The sequence below is a fragment of the Desulfatiferula olefinivorans genome (assembly GCF_054657895.1).
On sequence record NZ_BAAHXV010000006.1, the window covers coordinates 42,251 to 60,391 of the forward strand.

The window sequence follows — 18,141 nt, forward strand, 5'->3', positions numbered from 1 at the left end:
TCATATTATCCTTCGATCATTTCTATGAAATCGTGGAAAAAGCATTTTTCCAAAACCGCCTTGTCGTTGTCGGTCATCGGACCGCGAAAAATTGCCGGATCTGCTGCCCCCATTCGATCCATGCGGCGTGATGGCCGTCGCCGTGCCCCCCTGCGGGCATGTGCTTCGCCCCTTCGGCGACCTGTTCGATCAGGTGGGTGACGCTGACATCCATCACATCGAGCAGGGGCTTGGGATTCAATCCGATCCAGAACACGAAGCAGAGCAGAAAGACGAGGGTGCCGGCCTCCCGAAGGTTCAGGTCGAACAGGGCGTGATGCCCGCCGTGGGCATCGGTGTGATCGCCCTCGTGGCCATGATGGGCGTGGCCGTCGGAATCGGCCCAGACCATTTTCTGAACCAGCCGCAGCATGTAGGCCGCCGCCAGGATCGCTCCGACGATGGCGAAGGCCCCGGCCGCCTTGTGGGTTTCGAAGGTGGCCAGAAGGACAAGAAATTCCCCGACAAACCCGTTGGTTCCGGGAAAGCCGAACGATGCCAGGGAGAACAGCACCAGAAAGGTCACATAGACCGGCATCACCATGCCAAGGGCCGAATTGTCGGCGATCTCCCGGCTGTGGGTCCGCTCGTAGATGATCCCCACCAGGATGAACAGGGCGCCGGTGGTGACGCCGTGGTTGATCATCTGCATCATGGCGCCCTTGAGGCCCGCGTCGCTGAGCAAAAAGATCCCCAGGGTGACAAAACCCATGTGCCCCACGCTGGAATAGGCGATCAGTTTCTTGATGTCCGACTGGCCCAGGGCCAGGTAGCCGCCCACCACGATGGACAACACGGAAAAGAAAATCAGATAGGGCACGCAATACATGGTGGCCGCAGGTGCCATGGGCAGGCAGAACCGGAGGAACCCGTATCCGCCCATTTTCAGAAGGATGCTGGCCAGGATCACGCTGCCCGCCACCGGGGCTTCCACGTGGGCCGCCGGCAACCAGGTATGAAAGGGGAACATCGGCACCTTGATGGCGAAGGCCAGGGTAAAGGCCAGGAAAATCCACATCTGGAAACCGAAACCGTAATGATGGGTCATCAGCTCGGGAATAAAGAAGGTCCCGGTCTTGACGTACAGCGCCACGATGGAAACCAGAAGAAAGATGCTGCCCAGGAGGGTGTACAGGAAGAACTTGATGGAGGCGTAGTCTTTCCGCTCACCGCCCCAGACGGCGATCAGGAGATACATGGGAACCAGCATGGCTTCCCAGAACACAAAGAACAGCACCGTGTTCAGGCTGATGAAGACGCCGATCATCGAGGCTTCCATCAACAGGGTGACCAGAACGAATTCCTTGAACCGGGTCGTGATGTAAGTCCAGGAACACAGAATGCAAAGGGGCATGACCAGGGTGGTCAGAAGGACCAGAAGCACGCTGATGCCGTCCACGCCCACCACGTAATCCAGGTGGATCACCGGAATCCAGTCCCGGGAAAGCTCTGCGAACTGGTATCGGGCGGTCTGGAAATTCCAGTTGAAAAACAAGGGCAGGGACAGCGCGGCCGTGAGCACGGTGACGATCAGTCCCCAGGCCTTGATGATCCTGTCGCTTTTCAGGAAAAAGGTGACCCCCGCCCCGATGAGAGGTACAATGACCAGTACCGACAAGATGGGATAACTCAGCGCATTTTCAATTAAATATCGTTCCATACCTTCCCATTCTTCCTCTGTGATGATCGAAAAATCCGGATCACATCCATTTATACGTTAAGGACAACGGCAATCAGGATGACGAACATGATCACGACCGCCCCCCCGATATACTGCTGAATCTTTCCGGTTTCCATCTGACGGAGCTGGTTGCCGCCTTCGACCACGGACCGGGCCGATCCGTCGATCACCCAGTCGATTCCCTCCCTGTCGAACCAGGAGGTGAACCGGGCCACCGCCATGGTGAAGGCAAGGCCCACGTTCTTCCAGACGTTGTCGACAAACTCGTTTGCGGCATGGATCGGCCTGGACGCCACCCACATGAACACCCGGGCGCCTTTCCGGTAGAACCAGTCCAGATCCAGGGCGATGTAGGGTTTGGGTTTCAAAAAGGTGACCAGCAGGTAGAAGCCGAAGCCGGTAAAGCCCAGTATCTGAAAGGTCTCAGACAGATGATAGGTGCTGTAGGGATCCCAGTTTACGGCGGTGGGCAGCATGTCGTACAGCCAGTTGAACCCGAAAAACTGTCCGGGAAAGCCCAGGGCGATGCAGAAGAAGGCCGCCATGGCCATACCAAGGTTCATGTTCCAGGGGGCGTCCTTGGCCTCGATGTCGCTGTCTTTCTTGCCGCCGAACCAGATAAAATACGGCAGCTTGATGCCCACGGACAAAAAGGTGCCCACCGAGGCCAGAAGAAGCATGATCATGATGCCCACCTGATGGTTCTCCCCGGCGGCGGCGATGATCATGGACTTGCTGATAAAGCCGCTGGTCAGGGGGAAGCCCGAGATCGAGATCCCGCCGATGACCGTAAAGATCAGGGCCAGGGGCATCTTGGCGTAGAGTCCGCCCAGGTCGGTGAGTTTGGATCGTCCGGTCATTTCGAGGACCGCGCCGACACCCATGAACAAAAGGGCCTTGTACAGAATATGGGCATAGGCGTGGGCACAGGACCCGTTGATGGCCATGGCCGTGCCGATGCCCACGCCGCAGACCATGTAGCCGACCTGACTGACGATGTGGTAAGCCAGAATCCGCCGGGCATCGTTTTCTATGATCGCGTAGCCGACCCCGTAAAGGGTCATGATCGCCCCCATGATCGCAAGCACCTCAAAGCCGGGGAAGGCCCGGGCCAGGACATAGACGGCGGTTTTGGTGGTGAAGGCACACATGAACACCGCGCCGGTGACCGTGGCTTCGGGATAGGCGTCGGGAAGCCAGGCATGAATGGGCGGAACGGCCGCGTTCAGCATGAAGCCGATCATGATCAGGTAATCGGCCAGGGTGGCACCCTCGGCCAGAATTTGTTCGAACTGAAGGCCTTCCATGCCCACGTTCTGGTAACGCAGAAAAATCCCCGCCAGAAGAACAAGCCCGCCGGCCATGTGAACCAGAAGATACCGGAACCCGGCCTCGATGGATTTTTTCTTCTTGCGGTACCAGACCAGGAAGGTCGAGGCCACGGCCATCAGCTCCCAGAAGATAAACAGGGTCAGGTAGTCCCCGCAGAGGGTCACGCCAAGGGAACCGGCCACGTACAGCCAGCCCGCCACATGCTGTCCGCTTTCACGGACATGAAGACCGTAGACGGTGCCGATGAGGGCCATGATGGTGAACACGTTCAGGAACACCCGGGTCAGCTGATCCACCCGGCCGAAGATCAGATCGAACCCCATGTAACCGACATGGCCGAAACTGTCGGGCAGATGATAGATTTGAATGATGGCCAGGACGGGAACGGCCACCAGAATCACTTTCTGGGCGCTGATGTGAATGCGCGACAGGATCGGCAACAACAGGGCCCCCACAATGAACAACGAAGCCGGATGCAAAAAAATACCGCTACTTATCATAATAATCCTCATCCTGGTGCAGCCAGTTGTTATACAGCCCCTTGCAGACGACCGCCATGCCCAGGCACCCGAAGGCGCCGAAAACGGACCAGAATCCGATGATCGTATCACCGAAGAAATGCGGTTCATGCCGTTCGGCGAAATAGTCAAAGACAATCGTGAAAACCAGATAGGCAAAGAACACGTATTTCAATGCCCCGGCGCGATCCCGAAGATATGTGATCAGTTTTCCCATCATGATCCCGCTATTCCTTTCATGATATGTCCAAAGAAGTTTGCGTCCACCGCCCCGATGATCCGGATGAAGGCGTCCGGATAAAACCCGAACAGCACGGAAAACACCGCCGTGATCATCAGGGGCACCACCATGAACATGATCAGGGGACGTTTTTCGAGGCTGCCTTTCACCCCTTCGTCTTCGGGAAGGGGCTTGCCGTAAAAGGCCTGGATGACGATGGGCACGAAGTAACCGGCGTTTAAAAGACTGCTGACCATCAGGACCGTCAAAAGAATCCAGTTGTGTATATCCATGGTGCCCAGGGCCAGGTACCACTTGGTCACGAAACCGCTGACCGGCGGGATGCCGATCATGCTCAGAGACGCCAGGGCAAAGGCCGCCAGGGTAAAGGGCATGCGGTAGCCCAGACCGCCCATTTCCGTGATGTCTTTTTTACCCGACGCCACGAAAATACACCCGGCGCAGAAGAACAGGGTGATTTTGGCAAAAGCGTGGTTGGTGATATGGATCAGACCGCCGGTGACGCTGTTGGGGCTGAGCATGGCCACGCCCAGAAGGATATACGACAACTGGCTGACCGTCGAGTAGGCCAGCCGGGCTTTCAGGTTGGTTTTGGTCAGGGCGATCACCGAGGCCGTGACGATGGTGATCGAGACGAAATAGGCGGTGAACAGGCCCAGCCCCGTATCGGCCAGCAGCTGGGTCCCGAAAATGGACAGCATCACCCGGGCGGTGGAGAAGACACCGACCTTGACCACCACCACCGCATGGAGCAGGGCGCTGACCGGTGTGGGGGCCACCATGGCCGAGGGCAGCCAGTTGTGCAGGGGCATGATCCCCGATTTGGCGAAGCCGAACAGAAACATCAGGTAGGTGACGGTGACCAGGGTCCGGTTGGCCCCTTCGGGCAGAATACCGCTGACGATGCCCGTGGCGTCGAAGTCCAGGGTATGGCACTGGAGGTACAACAGCACCATGCCGGTCAGCAGGAAGGCCTTGGAGGTGAAAAACAGGTAGACGATGTATTTTTTGCCCCCTTCGTACCCTTCGGCGTCCTGGTGATGCATGACCAGCGGGTAGGTTGCGATGGAAACGATTTCATAGAACAGATACAGGGTAAAAAGGTTGCCCGAGAAGGCCGCACCCATGGCCCCGCCGACGGAAATGGCGTAACACACGTAAAACCGTGTCTGGGCATGTTCGTCAAGGCCGCGCATGTAGCCCACGCAGTAGAAGGCGGCAAGGATCCAGAGAAAGGAGGAGGTGCCCGCAAAAAGAAGCCCCATGCCGTCGATACGGAATTTCACGCAGACACCGGGATAAATCGTGAAAAAGGTGTGCTCGAGGGTCATGCCCGACAGGACGTGCGGCAGAAGATTCACGACGGACAGGAAGGTCAGCACGGCGCCGATCACTGACCAGGATTCACGGACATTGGGCCGTTTCCCGGACACCATCAACAGCAGCGAGGTGATCATGGGAATGGCCGTCGTCACAAAAATCAAGCTGGGTGTGTTTGAAATATCCATAAAATAATCAACCTTCTCAATAGAAACCCAATAAGTACGTTAACCTTTTAGTATCAGCCCTGAAGCCCGTCGACGTGTTCGGGATCACTCGTCCGGTACCGTCGGTACACGGCGAGAATAAAACTCACGGCAATGGCCGCTTCCGCGGCGGCAATACCCATGATGAACAAGGTGAAGACCTGCCCCACGGCCGGATCGGGGGCTGTAAATTTGTTGAACGCCATAAAATTCAGGCCGGCCCCGTTGAGAACCAGTTCGGTGGAGACCAGCATCCCGATAAAGGTCTTGTGGCGGATCATCCCGTAGATTCCGATCACCAGGAGAAACACCGCGAGAATGAGATAGGTATTCAAACTTTGGCTGAGCATCATCAGACTTCCTCCTCCCTTCCGCCGCGCGCCAGAATGATCGATCCGACGATGGCGATCAGAAGCACCACGGAAATCAGTTCAAAGGCCAGGCAGTAATCCAGAAGAAGACTTTTGCCCAGCCATTCGATGGAAAAATCACCGGTGGTTTGAACGGCCCGGGTCCAGTGTGCCCGGCCAATGGCGACGGCGATCAGGGCAAAGGCGACGATGCCCGAGGCGGAAAATCCCAGGAGCATGTTCCGGCTGAGTTCATGCTTGTCGGCGCTTTCTTTGGGGGTGTAACCCACCATGATGCCAAACACGATGACGATGCAGACCGCGCCCATGTAAATCAGGATCTGCATCAGGGTCAGGAACATGCTGCCCAGATAGAAGTACATCCCGGCCACGCCCAGCAGGGAGACCGCCAGGCCGAGAACGCAATGCATCAGCACCCGCGCGTTCACCGCCAGCCAGCTTCCCATCAGCGTCAGCAGAATAAAGGCCACAAAAAAGATTTCCGCGACAACCTGGTAATACGCATTCATTGTTTGTCCTCAAGCCGCTTGATCAGATCAAAAATGAACTCGTCCCGGGTAAACCCGGCGAGTTCGTATTCATTGGAAAATCCCAGGGCCGAGCGGCTGCATGTTTCCACGCACAATCCGCAGAGGCTGCATTTGGTGAAATCCACGAGAAAAGACGTCAGCACCTTGCCTTTGACCCCCTCCCGCTTCTCGCCGACCAGGGAGATGCACTGACAGGGGCAGTTTTTGGCGCACATGCCGCAGACCCGGCAGTCATGCTTGGCGCCGGTTTCAGGATCCACGCGGGGTATCAGCTCGATGTGCCCCCGGATGTTCGGGGTCACGTCAAGCTTTTCCCTGGGGTACTGGACGGTCACAACGGGCCGGATCATCGCCTTGAAGGTGACGCCCAGACCGATGAGAAGGCTCTTCGTGCCGGTATAGAGTTCGCTGAAATATCCGTTCATAGTATCTTCACTACCAATGCTGTGATTAAAAGATTGACCAACGAAAAGGGGATCAGGTATTTCCACGCCAGATTCATCAGCTGGTCGAAGCGAACCCGGGGAAAGGTCCACCTGACCCAGATCATGACCAGCATGAGGACAAACACTTTCAGGAGAAACCAGACGGCCCCCGTCAACGGGCCGTTCAACAACCCGAAGGGGCCGTTCCAGCCGCCCAGAAACATGATCGTGGCCATGGACGCCATGATAAACAGGTTGCCGTATTCCGCGACGGCAAAAAGACCGAAGCCGAAGCCGCTGTACTCGGTATGGAACCCGGCGGTCAGCTCGCTCTCCGCCTCGGGCAGGTCAAAGGGCGCCCGGTTGGTTTCGGCGCATCCGGCCACCAGGTAGATGACAAAGGCGACAAACAGGTTGGGGTAGACGACAAACCAGAGCCAGCCGCTCTGGGCTTCGACAATCTTCTGAAGATCAAAGGTCGCGGTGGTCAGAACCACGGCCAGAAGGGACAAAAGGATGGGGATCTCATAGGAGACGTTCTGGGCCACCGAGCGCATGGCGCCGAACAGGGAGTACTTGTTGTTGGAACTCCACCCGGCGATCAGGATGGCGAACACGTTGATCGAACCCATGGCGATGATGTAGATCAGGCCGAGGTTCAGGTTGATGCCGTACAGGGACCGGCTGAACGGCAGGGCGGCGAAGATCATGGCCACCGGCGTGAAGCAGAGAAGCGGCGCCAGCCTGAAAAGGAAGCGATCGGCGTCCTTGGGGACAATCAGCTGTTTGCTGAGCATTTTCACACCGTCGAGAATCATCTGGAGCCAGCCCTGAACACCGATTTCCATCGGTCCCCAGCGGCGTTGAATCCGGGCGGCGATTTTCCGTTCCAGATACCCCATGACAATGGCGTTCGCAAAGATGATTCCGATCAGGCAGACAAAGGCGAGAAGCATCCGAAGGAGACTGTATGTGGTGATGTATTCGATTATCTGTTCCATATAACCTACCTGTCGATTTCGGGAATGACCAGGTCCAGACTACCCATGGCCGAAACAAGATCCGCGATGAGCATGCCCTCGCACATTTCTTCCAAAAGGCTCAGGTTGCTGAACGATGGAACCCTGATTTTCAGTTTGTAGGGCGTGTCGCTGCCGTCGCCCACCAGATAGTAGGTCAGGGCGCCCCGGGCCGATTCCACGGTGAAGCTGCAATCCCCCGGCTGGAGTTTGACTTTCTTGGGTTTTTCGTAGAAGGGTCCCTCGGGCAGGGTGTCCAGGGCCTGTTCGATGATGCGCAGACTCTGCTCCATCTCACGCATCCTGACCAGATAACGGTCCAGGCTGTCGCCCCGGGTCCCGGTGGGAATATCGAAATCAAACCGCGGGTAGACCGAATAGGGCTCGCTCTTGCGGATGTCGTAGGCAATGCCCGACCCGCGGATCACCGGACCGGTGGCGCCGTAACGACGGGCCATGTCCGCCGTGATGATGCCGATATCCCGGGTTCGTTTGATGAAGATGATGTTGTTGGTCACCAGATCCTCGTACATGGGCAGACGGGTCCTGAAATGCTCGATGAAGGCTCGGGTCCGACGAATGAACGTCTCGTCGATGTCCCTGGACACGCCGCCCACCCGGTAGTAGCAGTAGGTCAGTCGCGATCCGGTGATATCCTCCAGGGCGTCCAGGATGTCCTCGCGGTCATCGAAGGCGTAGAGAATGGGCGTGAAGGCCCCAAGATCGAGGACATAGGCGCCGATACCCAGAAGATGGCTGGCGATGCGGTTCATCTCCGAGGTGATGACCCGGATGTACTCGGCCCGTTCGGGAACCGTGACCCCGGCCATGCGCTCGATCAGGGCCACATACCCGTGGTTGAAGGGCATGGCCCCCACATAGTCCATGCGGCCGGTGTTCGGGTAGAAGCCCGGCCAGGTTTTGGATTCGGCCATTTTTTCCTGCATCCGGTGGCCGTACCCGAGCACGGGATCGATGCCCATGGCATTCTCGCCGTCCATCTCGAGGATGACGCGGAGGACGCCGTGGGTCGCCGGATGCTGGGGACCCATGTTCAACAGAAAACGATGCTTATCCTGAGTATCCAAGTTCGTTAGTATGGCCATCGATCTACTCCGGGGTGGTGGTAACGTTCGGTTCGCTTTTCGGGGCAGCCGTGCGCGTGATGCCCTCGATATCTTTCAGCTTTTCGTCGGATTTAAGCAGGGGTTTGAGATCGTGGTCCTCATCACACAAAAGAAGGGTTCTCAAATCCGGATTCCCCGTGAAGACCAGACCATAGAAATCATGGGTTTCACGTTCATGCCAGCCCGCGCCCTGGTAGATGTCGGATATGGAGGGGATGGTGCCGTCTTCCAGGGTCTGCGCCTTGACGTTGACCCGGCAGGCCCCTTCGGCATGGGCGAACTGGTAGACGGCCTGAAGGCGGGGCCGGACATGGACCGCCGTGACAAAGACCAGATAAAATCCCTGATCGAGAAGGGTCTGGGCCATGGACCGGACCTGCTCCGGACGGAGCGAAGCTTCCACATGGCAGCCCAGCTCCCGGTAATCGGTTTCCCGGGCATCGAGGCCCTTGGCCTGCACTGCAGAGAGAAGATCGTTCGACAGACTCATAACTTGATCACCTCCGGTTTCTCGGGCATCTTGCGCTGGGGCCAGGGATAGCGTCCGCCCGTGATTTTTTCCTGGAGTTTCAGGATCCCTTCGATAAGGGCCTCGGGGCGCGGCGGGCAGCCGGGGATGTATACATCGACGGGAATCAGCTTGTCGACGCCCTCGATCACATTGTAGTTTTCCTCGACGGCGAACGGCCCACCGGAAATGGCGCAATTGCCCATGGCAATGACCCATTTGGGGGCGGGCATCTGTTCGTAGAGGGTGATCACGGCCGGGGCCATTTTCTTGTTGACCGTTCCGGACACGATCAGAAGGTCACACTGACGGGCCGACGGGCGAAACACCTCCGCACCGTAACGGGCCATGTCGATGCGGGCCATACCCGTGGCCATCATTTCAATGGCACAGCAGGCCAGACCGAAGGTCATGGGCCACAGGGAGTTGGCCTGGCACACTTTGAGTACCTTGTCCGTCAGGAGCAGCCGGCTGAGCAAGGCTCCCTCATGCTCGACGGCACCCGCCTCATACTCGCCGCGAAGCTTGCATGCGAAGGTATCCACCCGATTTAAGATCTTGTTTTCCTCTCCCACTTGAACACTCCTTTGACCCAGGCATAGATAATGGCCAGCGACAGAATGCCGATGAAAATAAACAGCTCGGTGATACCCCGGACCGCGCCGACAACATCCGTATTGAAAACCGTCGCAACCGGGAACAGGTACAGGACGTCCACATCGAAGGCCATGAAAATCAGTGCATAAAGGTAATAGGAAATACCGAAACGATAATCCCACATCTGCTTGAACGGCTCAACGCCGCATTCATAGGCCTGAAAGGACTTGACATATTCCGTGGTTTTCGGACGGATATAATAGGCTATAATAAAAGGCAAAAAGACAACAAGACACCCTCCCGCCATAAACAAAAGGATGTACATGTAATCCGTAAGGCAACTTACAGTCATCGGATGACCCCCTCTTCACACGGTCGAATAAAGCAGGTGCCTTAGAGCGACAAAAAATGGTTGTTATGATTTGACGGCTTCGTAAAACGTCCGATCTCTGCGTTACGCTTCATCCCTCGTCACTGCGGCGTACCCTAAGTACGCCTCATTCCTTACGGATTCGCAAGCCTTGACCTCGAACGTTTTCCGAAGCCGTCTGAAACGTAACTTTTTACGAGTTCGTTATGATTTAGGGAAGCGGACCACCTGCCCTGCGAGACAGAACAGATTTCGAGTCACTATTATAAACATAAAACGATAAGTCAAGGGGTTTTTGACGGTTTCGGGATGGACAACGCGTTAAACGCCTCATATTCTTTTAGATGACTCCTCCCCCAAAAGGGAGGGGTCTTGAGACCTTTCCCGGATGCCTCGCCTCAGATGCCGCCGTTTATGTTTTCCAGCCGCTCGAGGAGCTCCTGCATGTCGCCGGGCAGGGGGGCTGTAAAGGTCACGGTCCGGCCGTCACGGGGATGGTCGAAACGAAGAAATGCGGCATGGAGCATCTGGCGTTTTGCAGAGCAAAGCAGGGCGTCTTCCCGAGAGGTTCCGGCCGATCGGTTGCGATTTGGGGAGGGTCCGTAAACCGGATCACCGACAATGGGATGCCGGATCGCCTTGCAATGAACACGGATCTGATGGGTCCTGCCGGTTTTGATATCGCACAGCAGGCGTGTGGCGCAGACATAACGGCTCTCGACGGTGTAATGGGTCTCGGCCCGTCGTCCCCGGGGACTGTGCGTGCACATTTTTTTTCGATCGACGGGGTGACGCCCCACGGGAAGATCAATGACGCCCGAATCATCAGGCACCACGCCGTGAACAATGGCCACGTATCGTTTGACCACTTTCCGGTCATGGAACATGGCGGAAAGGGTGGCATGGGTTTCCTGATTTTTCGCGACCACCATCACCCCGGACGTATCCCGATCGAGCCTGTGAACGATCCCGGGGCGGATGTCCTCTTCCGCACTCTCAAGATCCGGGTAATGATGCAACAGACCGTTAACCAGCGTACCTGTCCAGTTCCCCGGAGCGGGATGCACCACCAGACCGGGCGGCTTGTTGATCACCACGATGTCCGGGTCGTCGTACAGGATATCCAGGGAAATTTTCTCGGCTTCGAAACGAAGGGGCTCACGGGGCGGGATCTCGCCACAGACCTGATCGCCTGCTTTGACTTTATACGAAGGTTTGCGATCGATGCCGTTGACCTGAACGGCATGCCGGCGGATCAGTTCAGCCATGCGGCTTCTCTGGCCCTTGCCGACGGCATCGGCCACAAACAAGTCAAGGCGCTTTCCATGATCGTCGGGGGTTGCGACAATCGTGAAAGCGCCCTGAGACTCAGATGGTCTTACGCTCAGAATCGCCCCGCCTTATCAGTTGGCCCGGGCCTCGGTTTGTCCGGATTTTTCGAACAGGGACTCGATTTCAGCCATCATATCTTTTTCATTCATGTCCTTGGCCGTGCACAATTCCTTGAGCAGGAGGCTCTGGGCCGTATCGAGAAGCTTTCGTTCCCCGAAGGAGAGATCTTTGGTCAGCCGGAGAAGGAAAAGATCCCGAAAGACCTCGGCCACATCGAACAGTGAGCCGGTCTTGATTTTATCCATGTATTCGCGGTATCGCCGGTTCCAGGTCTGATTGTCCAGTGAGCAGTCTTTCTTCTTGGTAATGATTTCGTAGACTTTGGGTATGTCGCTTTCGCCGATCAGGCATCTCAGGCCGACGGATTCGACATTGTTGGTCGGAATCATGATAACCATGCCGTTTTCAAGGACTTTCATGATATAGAAGTTCATGTCTTCGCCGCCGATTTCCCGCGATTCGATGGACTCGATCCGACCGACACCATGGGCGGGGTAAACCGCAAGGTCACCAACCTGAAATTCTCTCCTAACTTCCTGTGCCATTTTCACCACCTGTGAGGGCCCGACAGACACACCAATCCATGTGAATTAGCGTTGACCCCGGAAAACCGACATCCCGTTACGATAATGACGTCGTTTTCGTATCGCGCCGTCGTGCTGAACTCATTTTAATGTAATAACCAGACAAAATCAAATATAGACTTTATACCACAGTCTAGGTTCTGATTCAATAAAAAAAGGGGGTGGCTCAAAGCCACCCCCTCGGCATTCATATTCTACGGGTTCCTTGACGGATTATCCGATAAAGGGAACCAGAAGAAGAGCAACCACGTTGAGGATCTTGATCATCGGGTTGATGGCGGGACCGGCGGTGTCTTTGTAGGGGTCGCCTACGGTGTCACCGGTAACGGCGGCTTTGTGAGCATCGCTGCCCTTTCCACCGTAGTTTCCGCTTTCAATGTATTTCTTCGCGTTGTCCCAGGCAGCACCACCGGTGGTCATGGAGATACCCACGAAAATACCGGTTACGATACTACCGATCAGGAGACCGCCCAGAGCTTCGGCACCCAGAACGAAACCCACGATTACGGGAACGATAACGGGGAGAAGCGCGGGGATCATCATTTCGGAAAGGGCGAACTTGGTGACGATGTCAACACAGGCTGCATAGTCGGGTTTCGCGGTTCCTTCCATGATACCGGGGATTTCCTTGAACTGACGACGAACTTCCTTAACAACGGCATGACCGGCTTTACCAACCGCTTTCATGGCCATGGCGCCGAACAGGTAGGGCAGCAGACCACCGATGAACAGACCGATCAGAACTTCAACCTGAGACAAATCAAAGGTGAGGTTGGCACCCATGTGAACGAATTCCTGGGTGTAGGCTGAGAACAGAACCATGGCGGCCAGAGCGGCGGAACCAATGGCGTAACCTTTGGTAACGGCTTTGGTGGTGTTACCAACGGCATCCAGGGGATCGGTCACGGCGCGAACGGCTTCATCCATTTCAGCCATTTCGGCAATACCACCGGCGTTGTCGGTGATGGGGCCGTAAGCGTCGATGGCGATAACCATACCGGTCATGGACAGCATGGAAACGGCGGCAATGGCGATACCGTAGAGGCCTGCATAGTGATGAGCGGTGTAGATAGAAGCACAGATAGCCAGAACCGGAGCGGCGGTGGAAACCATGGAAACGGCCAGACCGGCGATCATGTTGGTGCCGTGACCGGTGGTAGACGCTTCGGCAATGCCTTTAACCGGAGAGTAGATACCGGTGTAAAACTCGGTGATGACAACGATCACGACGGTCAGGATAAGACCGACGAGGGCGCTGGCGTAAAGCTGGGCCACGGTGTAGTCACCGATGGCGCCGATTTTTTTGAAGGCGAAAAAGAAAGCACCGGCGGCGATGATGGCAGCACCGAACTGACCTTTGTACAGGGCGCCCATGATGTAATCGTCGTTTTCACCCAGGCGAACAAAGAAGGTCGCGATGGCGGAAGCGATGATGGAAATGGCGCCAAGAATAAGGGGCAGAACCACAGCCATGTTTTCTTTGGGGAAAAGGATCTGGCCGAGAACCATGGCGGCAACGGTCGTTACGGCGTAGGTTTCGAACAGGTCGGCGGCCATACCGGCGCAGTCACCGACGTTGTCACCGACGTTGTCGGCGATGGTTGCGGGGTTTCTGGGATCGTCTTCGGGAATACCGGCTTCGACTTTACCCACAAGGTCGGCACCAACGTCTGCGCCTTTGGTGAAGATACCGCCGCCAAGACGGGCGAAGATGGAGATGAGGCTACCACCAAAACCCAGGGCGACGAGGGCGACGTTGATCTCTTTGGCATCAATGCCTTTGGCAACGAGGAAGGTGTAAAGGCCGGCGCAGACGGTCAGCGCGAGACCGGCAACGATCATACCGGTTACGGTACCGCCTTTGAACGCCATACGAAGACCGGCGTTGAGGCCGTTACGGGCGGCTTCGGCCGTACGTACGTTAGCGATAACGGAAACGCGCATGCCGATGTAACCGGCAAGGAAAGAAGCAACGGCACCAATCACGAAACCGGCGGTGGCATAAAGGCCGTAACCGGGAGCGAAATAAATGATGGCTGCGAGAACGATACCCGCAGCGCCCATGCTTTTAGCCTGACGGTTCAGATAGGCGATGGCACCGGCTTTGACCGCGTCGGCGATCATGTTCATTTTCTCGTTTCCGGCAGGAGCGGCCTTAACGACGATTGCCATGGCAATCGCGAAAGCAACACCGGCAAGACCCGCGTAGGTACACAACAACGGTAAATTTTCCATTCTTACCTCCATCAAAAAAGTTAAAAAGTTGAAAACGTTCACACTCTACTATCGCAAACAATTAAAATTGTTCATAGCCACTGTAAGGCCGTCCCTCAGGACAGCAACAACGGCCTTTCCGGCCTCGTCCACCATTCTGGTAAAGATTTCCGCTTCTTCTACAGAGAATCTGCCCAGCACATGTCCGGTGACATCGGCAGACGTTCCGGGACGTCCAATGCCTAAACGGAGACGGGGGAAGTCATTGGTCCCGAAGGCATCAATCAGGGACCGTAACCCGTTGTGACCCCCATGTCCCCCTTTTTCCTTAAGTTTCAACCGTTCAAAGGCAAGATCGATATCATCGTAAATGACAATCAGATCCTGACTGGGTATTCCGAAATAATCCGCAAGCTTTTTCAGGGGGGGGCCGCTTCGGTTCATAAAGGCCATGGGTTTGGCCAGAATCACGTCGGTCCCTTCGATGGTTCCCCGACCGAACACCAGGTCGAACTTGGTTTTCGATAACGGGATAGAAAATTCCCGGGAAAGGATGTCGACAACCTGAAACCCTGCATTGTGTCGTGTTTTTTCGTACTTCTCGCCGGGATTGCCCAGTCCGGCGATCAGAACAATGCGCTTGTCGTCCATAAGGTCCCCCGCCTTGCTGCGTCAATTGTCAAAGAACGCTCACCGCTCCGGCCGTCAGGCCGCAGCCTCGGACGCGCTATTCAGCCGCTTCCGCCTCTTCACCCTCTTCGGACTCAACGGTTCCGGATTTGGGCGCCACGAGGGTGATGACGGTAAAATTCACTTCGGCGGGGATTTCGATGCCGTCCACCGTGATTTCTTCCACATGGATAGAGTCGCCCACATTCAGTTCGGAGACGTCCACCTGGATGCTTTCGGGAATCTCAAGGGGCATGCACAGGACCTCCAGTTCACGGCGAATCACCTGAAGCATGCCGCCCAATTCAACCCCTTTGGCTTTACCCACGGGTTCAACGGGAACCATCACGCGAACCTTCTTGGTCAGATCGATTTCCAAAAAATCGGTGTGAAGCATCTGCCTGGAAAGCGGCGCCACCTGGACTTCCTTGATGATGGCCGGGCACTGGCGGACCTGGGTCCCCTGGCCGTCTACCACGGTCAGATTGACCAGCACCTGGGAGCGGTCATTCTGTTTGAAGGCGGTCTCAATCATTTTTGAGGCCACGGACAGCGACACCGGTTCGGTTTTCGGGCCATAAAGAACCGCAGGGATGCACTCGTTCATGCGGAGCTTGCGAGCCACACCCTTTCCCGTGTTTTCTCGTATATTCGCTTTCAGCTCAAAAAGTTCCAAAAGTTGTTCCTCCTAACTTGCTTGACATTAAATTATGACGGCACATTAAACAAACAGCGTGGTGACGGAATCACCTCTGTGGCTTCGTATGATCGCTTCACCAACAAGAGGTGCGATTGAAAGAACCTCAATCTTCGCACATTTTGTTGCCTCTTCGCTCAAAGGAACGGTATCGGTCGTCACCAGTGTTTTCAATGCCGATTTATCGATTCGACCCACCGCAGGCCCGGACAGTACGGGGTGCGCGCAGCAGGCATGAACTTCTTTCGCCCCTTTTTCGCTGATGGCGTTGGACGCTTCCGTCAGGGTCCCGGCCGTATCCACCATATCGTCGAGGATAATGGCCACCTTGTCGGCCACATTGCCGATGACCGCCATGGCCTTGGCTTCGTTGGGCTTGTCCCGCCGTTTGTCGACGATGGCCAGATCGGCATCCAGACGCTTGGCAAAGGCACGGGCCCGTTCAACACCGCCCGCGTCCGGCGACACCACCACCAGATCCTGGTCGTCGAACTTCCGGCGGATGTGCTCGATCAGAACCGGCGCCGCGTAGAGGTTGTCGACGGGGATATTGAAAAAGCCCTGGATCTGACCTGCGTGGAGATCCATGGTAATCACCCGGTTGGCCCCGGCATTGGTCAAAAGATCGGCCACAAGCTTGGCGGAAATGGGCACACGGGGAGCGACTTTCTTGTCCTGACGCGCATAACCGTAATAGGGTACCACCGCCGTAATACGGGAAGCCGACGACCGCCTCATGGCATCGATCATCAGCAGAAGCTCCATCAGATTGTCATTGACGGGATTGCAGGTGGACTGGATCACGAACACATCTTTTGACCGGACGTTCTCCTTGATTTCAATCTGAATCTCGCCGTCGCTGAACCTGTTGACCTTGGCGCTGCCAAGTTTTTTGAACAGGTATTTGGACACCTTTTCCGCGAGGCCGGGATTTGAGTTTCCGGTAAATATCGAAAGATCGTTCATGTTCCCCTTTTCCCGGTTCAGGCGGTTTCTCGTTAACACATGGCTGGGGCGGGAGGATTCGAACCTCCGAATGCAGGAATCAAAATCCTGTGTCTTACCGCTTGACGACGCCCCATGATCACACAATCATATCAGCTAAAAACACCTTCCAGCGATTGCGTTCGCCCCGTCGAGCCGATATGGACGTCAGAGCTTCACAGGCATGGCCGGCGTTGTCAGGATCGGAATAAAGGCCAAACACTGAAGAACCGCTACCGGACATCAAAACCCCTTCAGCGCCATGCATCGTCAAGGCATCTTTCAACGGCTTGATTTCACTGCAAAGTGAAAAAGCCGGTGCCTCCAGATCATTGAAAAGATACATGACCGGGTCCACCAACCCTTTATTCAACAGAGGACTTTTAATTTTTTTTTCACTTTTTGTCAATCCAAAATTCAGTTTTTTATAGACCGATGCCGTGGACAGGGGCAGGCCGGGATGGACAATGACAACGGTGTAAGGCTTTATAATTTCACAAAATTCAATTTTCTCTCCCAAACCGCCGACAAAGGCCGGGCGCCCATGGATGAAGAAGGGGACGTCTGCGCCCAGGGACATACCCAGGCGGACCAGTTCCGCATCGGAAAGGGGATATCCGTAATAGGCGTTCATGGCGGTGAGGACCGAGGCGGCGTTGCTGCTTCCTCCGCCCAGACCGGCCCCGGCCGGAATCGTTTTTTCCAGATGAATCCGAGTGAATCCGGGCAGGTTCAGTTCATGACGGAACAGTCGGGCGGCTCGAAGGGCCAGGTTCGACGCATCACAGGGAATGTCCGGAACATTGCAGGTCACCTCGTCGCGCGGTGCTTCGACATCCAGGGTCACCCGATCGAAGAGGCTGACGGCGCAGACCAGCATCTGGAGCTCGTGGTAGCCGTCCGGTCTCTTTCCAATCACATGAAGAAAAAGATTGATTTTCGCAGGCGAAAGAACGTCCATCTAAGGGTTGTCTTTCTCCCGGACATACATCAACCTCAAATCATGAAGGATGTTCTTGAGAAGATTCGCCTCGTCGTCCGTCAGATTTCCCCTGGTCTTTTCCTCGATCATGCCGAGAATGTCGATGGTCTGTTTGGCCAGGAGAAGATCCTTGGCTTTGACGTCCGTACCCGGCGCACTAAGCATACCCAGATGGACCAGCGCCGATGAATTCAATGAAAAGATAAACGTGGAAAAATCGATTTTCGGCATCCGGGTTTCATTGCCCGTCGGTTTACCGCCCTCGCTCATGACAAACCCCCTTTAATTGAACCCCGCGACGTTTTTTTCCTGCGGGGCGATCCATCCCTCGTGAT

At 55.8% G+C, this 18,141-nt stretch carries 20 protein-coding genes and 1 tRNA gene; all 21 read right to left on the reverse strand.

The features are described from left to right. Positions 1–73: 73 nt before the first annotated feature. Entirely contained in the window at positions 74–1,699 is a 1,626-nt protein-coding gene (locus ACYQ11_RS06465) for a complex I subunit 4 family protein (RefSeq protein WP_459922946.1), read from the reverse strand. A 50-nt stretch (positions 1,700–1,749) separates the two neighbouring features. Next, positions 1,750–3,552 carry a Na(+)/H(+) antiporter subunit D gene (locus tag ACYQ11_RS06470; protein ID WP_459922947.1) on the reverse strand — a complete coding sequence of 601 codons (1,803 nt, stop codon included), beginning with the start codon at positions 3,550–3,552 and terminating at the stop codon, positions 1,750–1,752. Next, on the reverse strand, positions 3,542–3,790 hold the full coding sequence (locus tag ACYQ11_RS06475; RefSeq protein WP_459922948.1) for a hypothetical protein: 249 nt from the start codon (positions 3,788–3,790) through the stop codon (positions 3,542–3,544). The genes ACYQ11_RS06470 and ACYQ11_RS06475 overlap by 11 nt, the downstream gene beginning before the upstream one ends. Next, a complete protein-coding gene (locus ACYQ11_RS06480) occupies positions 3,787–5,319 on the reverse strand; it encodes a monovalent cation/H+ antiporter subunit D family protein (protein ID WP_459922949.1) in 1,533 nt (510 codons plus the stop codon). The genes ACYQ11_RS06475 and ACYQ11_RS06480 overlap by 4 nt, the downstream gene beginning before the upstream one ends. A gap of 53 nt (positions 5,320–5,372) precedes the next feature. After that, on the reverse strand, positions 5,373–5,690 hold the full coding sequence (nuoK, locus tag ACYQ11_RS06485) for an NADH-quinone oxidoreductase subunit NuoK (protein WP_459922950.1): 318 nt from the start codon (positions 5,688–5,690) through the stop codon (positions 5,373–5,375). Further along, positions 5,690–6,217 carry an NADH-quinone oxidoreductase subunit J family protein gene (locus tag ACYQ11_RS06490; protein ID WP_459922951.1) on the reverse strand — a complete coding sequence of 176 codons (528 nt, stop codon included), beginning with the start codon at positions 6,215–6,217 and terminating at the stop codon, positions 5,690–5,692. Before ACYQ11_RS06490 ends, nuoK begins: the two co-directional genes overlap by 1 nt. Continuing rightward, on the reverse strand, positions 6,214–6,663 hold the full coding sequence (locus ACYQ11_RS06495; protein ID WP_459922952.1) for a NuoI/complex I 23 kDa subunit family protein: 450 nt from the start codon (positions 6,661–6,663) through the stop codon (positions 6,214–6,216). Before ACYQ11_RS06495 ends, ACYQ11_RS06490 begins: the two co-directional genes overlap by 4 nt. After that, positions 6,660–7,664: an NADH-quinone oxidoreductase subunit NuoH gene (gene nuoH / locus ACYQ11_RS06500; protein ID WP_459922953.1), complete on the reverse strand. Its 1,005-nt coding sequence runs from the start codon at positions 7,662–7,664 to the stop codon at positions 6,660–6,662. The genes ACYQ11_RS06495 and nuoH overlap by 4 nt, the downstream gene beginning before the upstream one ends. A gap of 5 nt (positions 7,665–7,669) precedes the next feature. Further along, positions 7,670–8,788 carry an NADH-quinone oxidoreductase subunit D gene (locus tag ACYQ11_RS06505; protein ID WP_459922954.1) on the reverse strand — a complete coding sequence of 373 codons (1,119 nt, stop codon included), beginning with the start codon at positions 8,786–8,788 and terminating at the stop codon, positions 7,670–7,672. A 4-nt stretch (positions 8,789–8,792) separates the two neighbouring features. Beyond that, entirely contained in the window at positions 8,793–9,299 is a 507-nt protein-coding gene (locus tag ACYQ11_RS06510; protein WP_459922955.1) for an NADH-quinone oxidoreductase subunit C, read from the reverse strand. Next, complete coding sequence (locus tag ACYQ11_RS06515) at positions 9,296–9,892, reverse strand: NADH-quinone oxidoreductase subunit B (RefSeq protein ID WP_459922956.1); 597 nt, start codon at positions 9,890–9,892, stop codon at positions 9,296–9,298. Before ACYQ11_RS06515 ends, ACYQ11_RS06510 begins: the two co-directional genes overlap by 4 nt. Then, a complete protein-coding gene (locus ACYQ11_RS06520) occupies positions 9,868–10,266 on the reverse strand; it encodes an NADH-quinone oxidoreductase subunit A (RefSeq protein ID WP_459922957.1) in 399 nt (132 codons plus the stop codon). Before ACYQ11_RS06520 ends, ACYQ11_RS06515 begins: the two co-directional genes overlap by 25 nt. Before the next feature lie 416 nt (positions 10,267–10,682). Continuing rightward, the gene (locus ACYQ11_RS06525; protein WP_459923058.1) at positions 10,683–11,675 is read right to left on the reverse strand and encodes an RluA family pseudouridine synthase; all 993 of its coding nucleotides are present in this window, start codon (positions 11,673–11,675) and stop codon (positions 10,683–10,685) included. Positions 11,676–11,687: 12 nt separating this feature from the next. After that, positions 11,688–12,221 carry a CarD family transcriptional regulator gene (locus ACYQ11_RS06530; protein ID WP_459922958.1) on the reverse strand — a complete coding sequence of 178 codons (534 nt, stop codon included), beginning with the start codon at positions 12,219–12,221 and terminating at the stop codon, positions 11,688–11,690. Between the two features lie 252 nt (positions 12,222–12,473). Further along, complete coding sequence (locus tag ACYQ11_RS06535; protein ID WP_459922959.1) at positions 12,474–14,495, reverse strand: sodium-translocating pyrophosphatase; 2,022 nt, start codon at positions 14,493–14,495, stop codon at positions 12,474–12,476. A gap of 48 nt (positions 14,496–14,543) precedes the next feature. Then, a complete protein-coding gene (gene pth / locus ACYQ11_RS06540) occupies positions 14,544–15,125 on the reverse strand; it encodes an aminoacyl-tRNA hydrolase (protein ID WP_459922960.1) in 582 nt (193 codons plus the stop codon). 76 nt (positions 15,126–15,201) lie between these two features. Further along, positions 15,202–15,819: a 50S ribosomal protein L25 gene (locus ACYQ11_RS06545; RefSeq protein WP_459922961.1), complete on the reverse strand. Its 618-nt coding sequence runs from the start codon at positions 15,817–15,819 to the stop codon at positions 15,202–15,204. Between the two features lie 45 nt (positions 15,820–15,864). Next, positions 15,865–16,806, reverse strand: coding sequence for a ribose-phosphate pyrophosphokinase (locus tag ACYQ11_RS06550; protein WP_459922962.1), 942 nt, complete (start codon positions 16,804–16,806; stop codon positions 15,865–15,867). Between the two features lie 40 nt (positions 16,807–16,846). Continuing rightward, positions 16,847–16,921 (reverse strand) — tRNA-Gln (locus tag ACYQ11_RS06555). Positions 16,922–16,924: 3 nt separating this feature from the next. After that, positions 16,925–17,785, reverse strand: a complete 861-nt coding sequence (ispE, locus tag ACYQ11_RS06560) for a 4-(cytidine 5'-diphospho)-2-C-methyl-D-erythritol kinase (protein ID WP_459922963.1) — start codon at positions 17,783–17,785, stop codon at positions 16,925–16,927. Beyond that, positions 17,786–18,076: a DUF1844 domain-containing protein gene (locus tag ACYQ11_RS06565; RefSeq protein WP_459922964.1), complete on the reverse strand. Its 291-nt coding sequence runs from the start codon at positions 18,074–18,076 to the stop codon at positions 17,786–17,788. It abuts the gene before it with no gap. Positions 18,077–18,141: the final 65 nt, after the last annotated feature.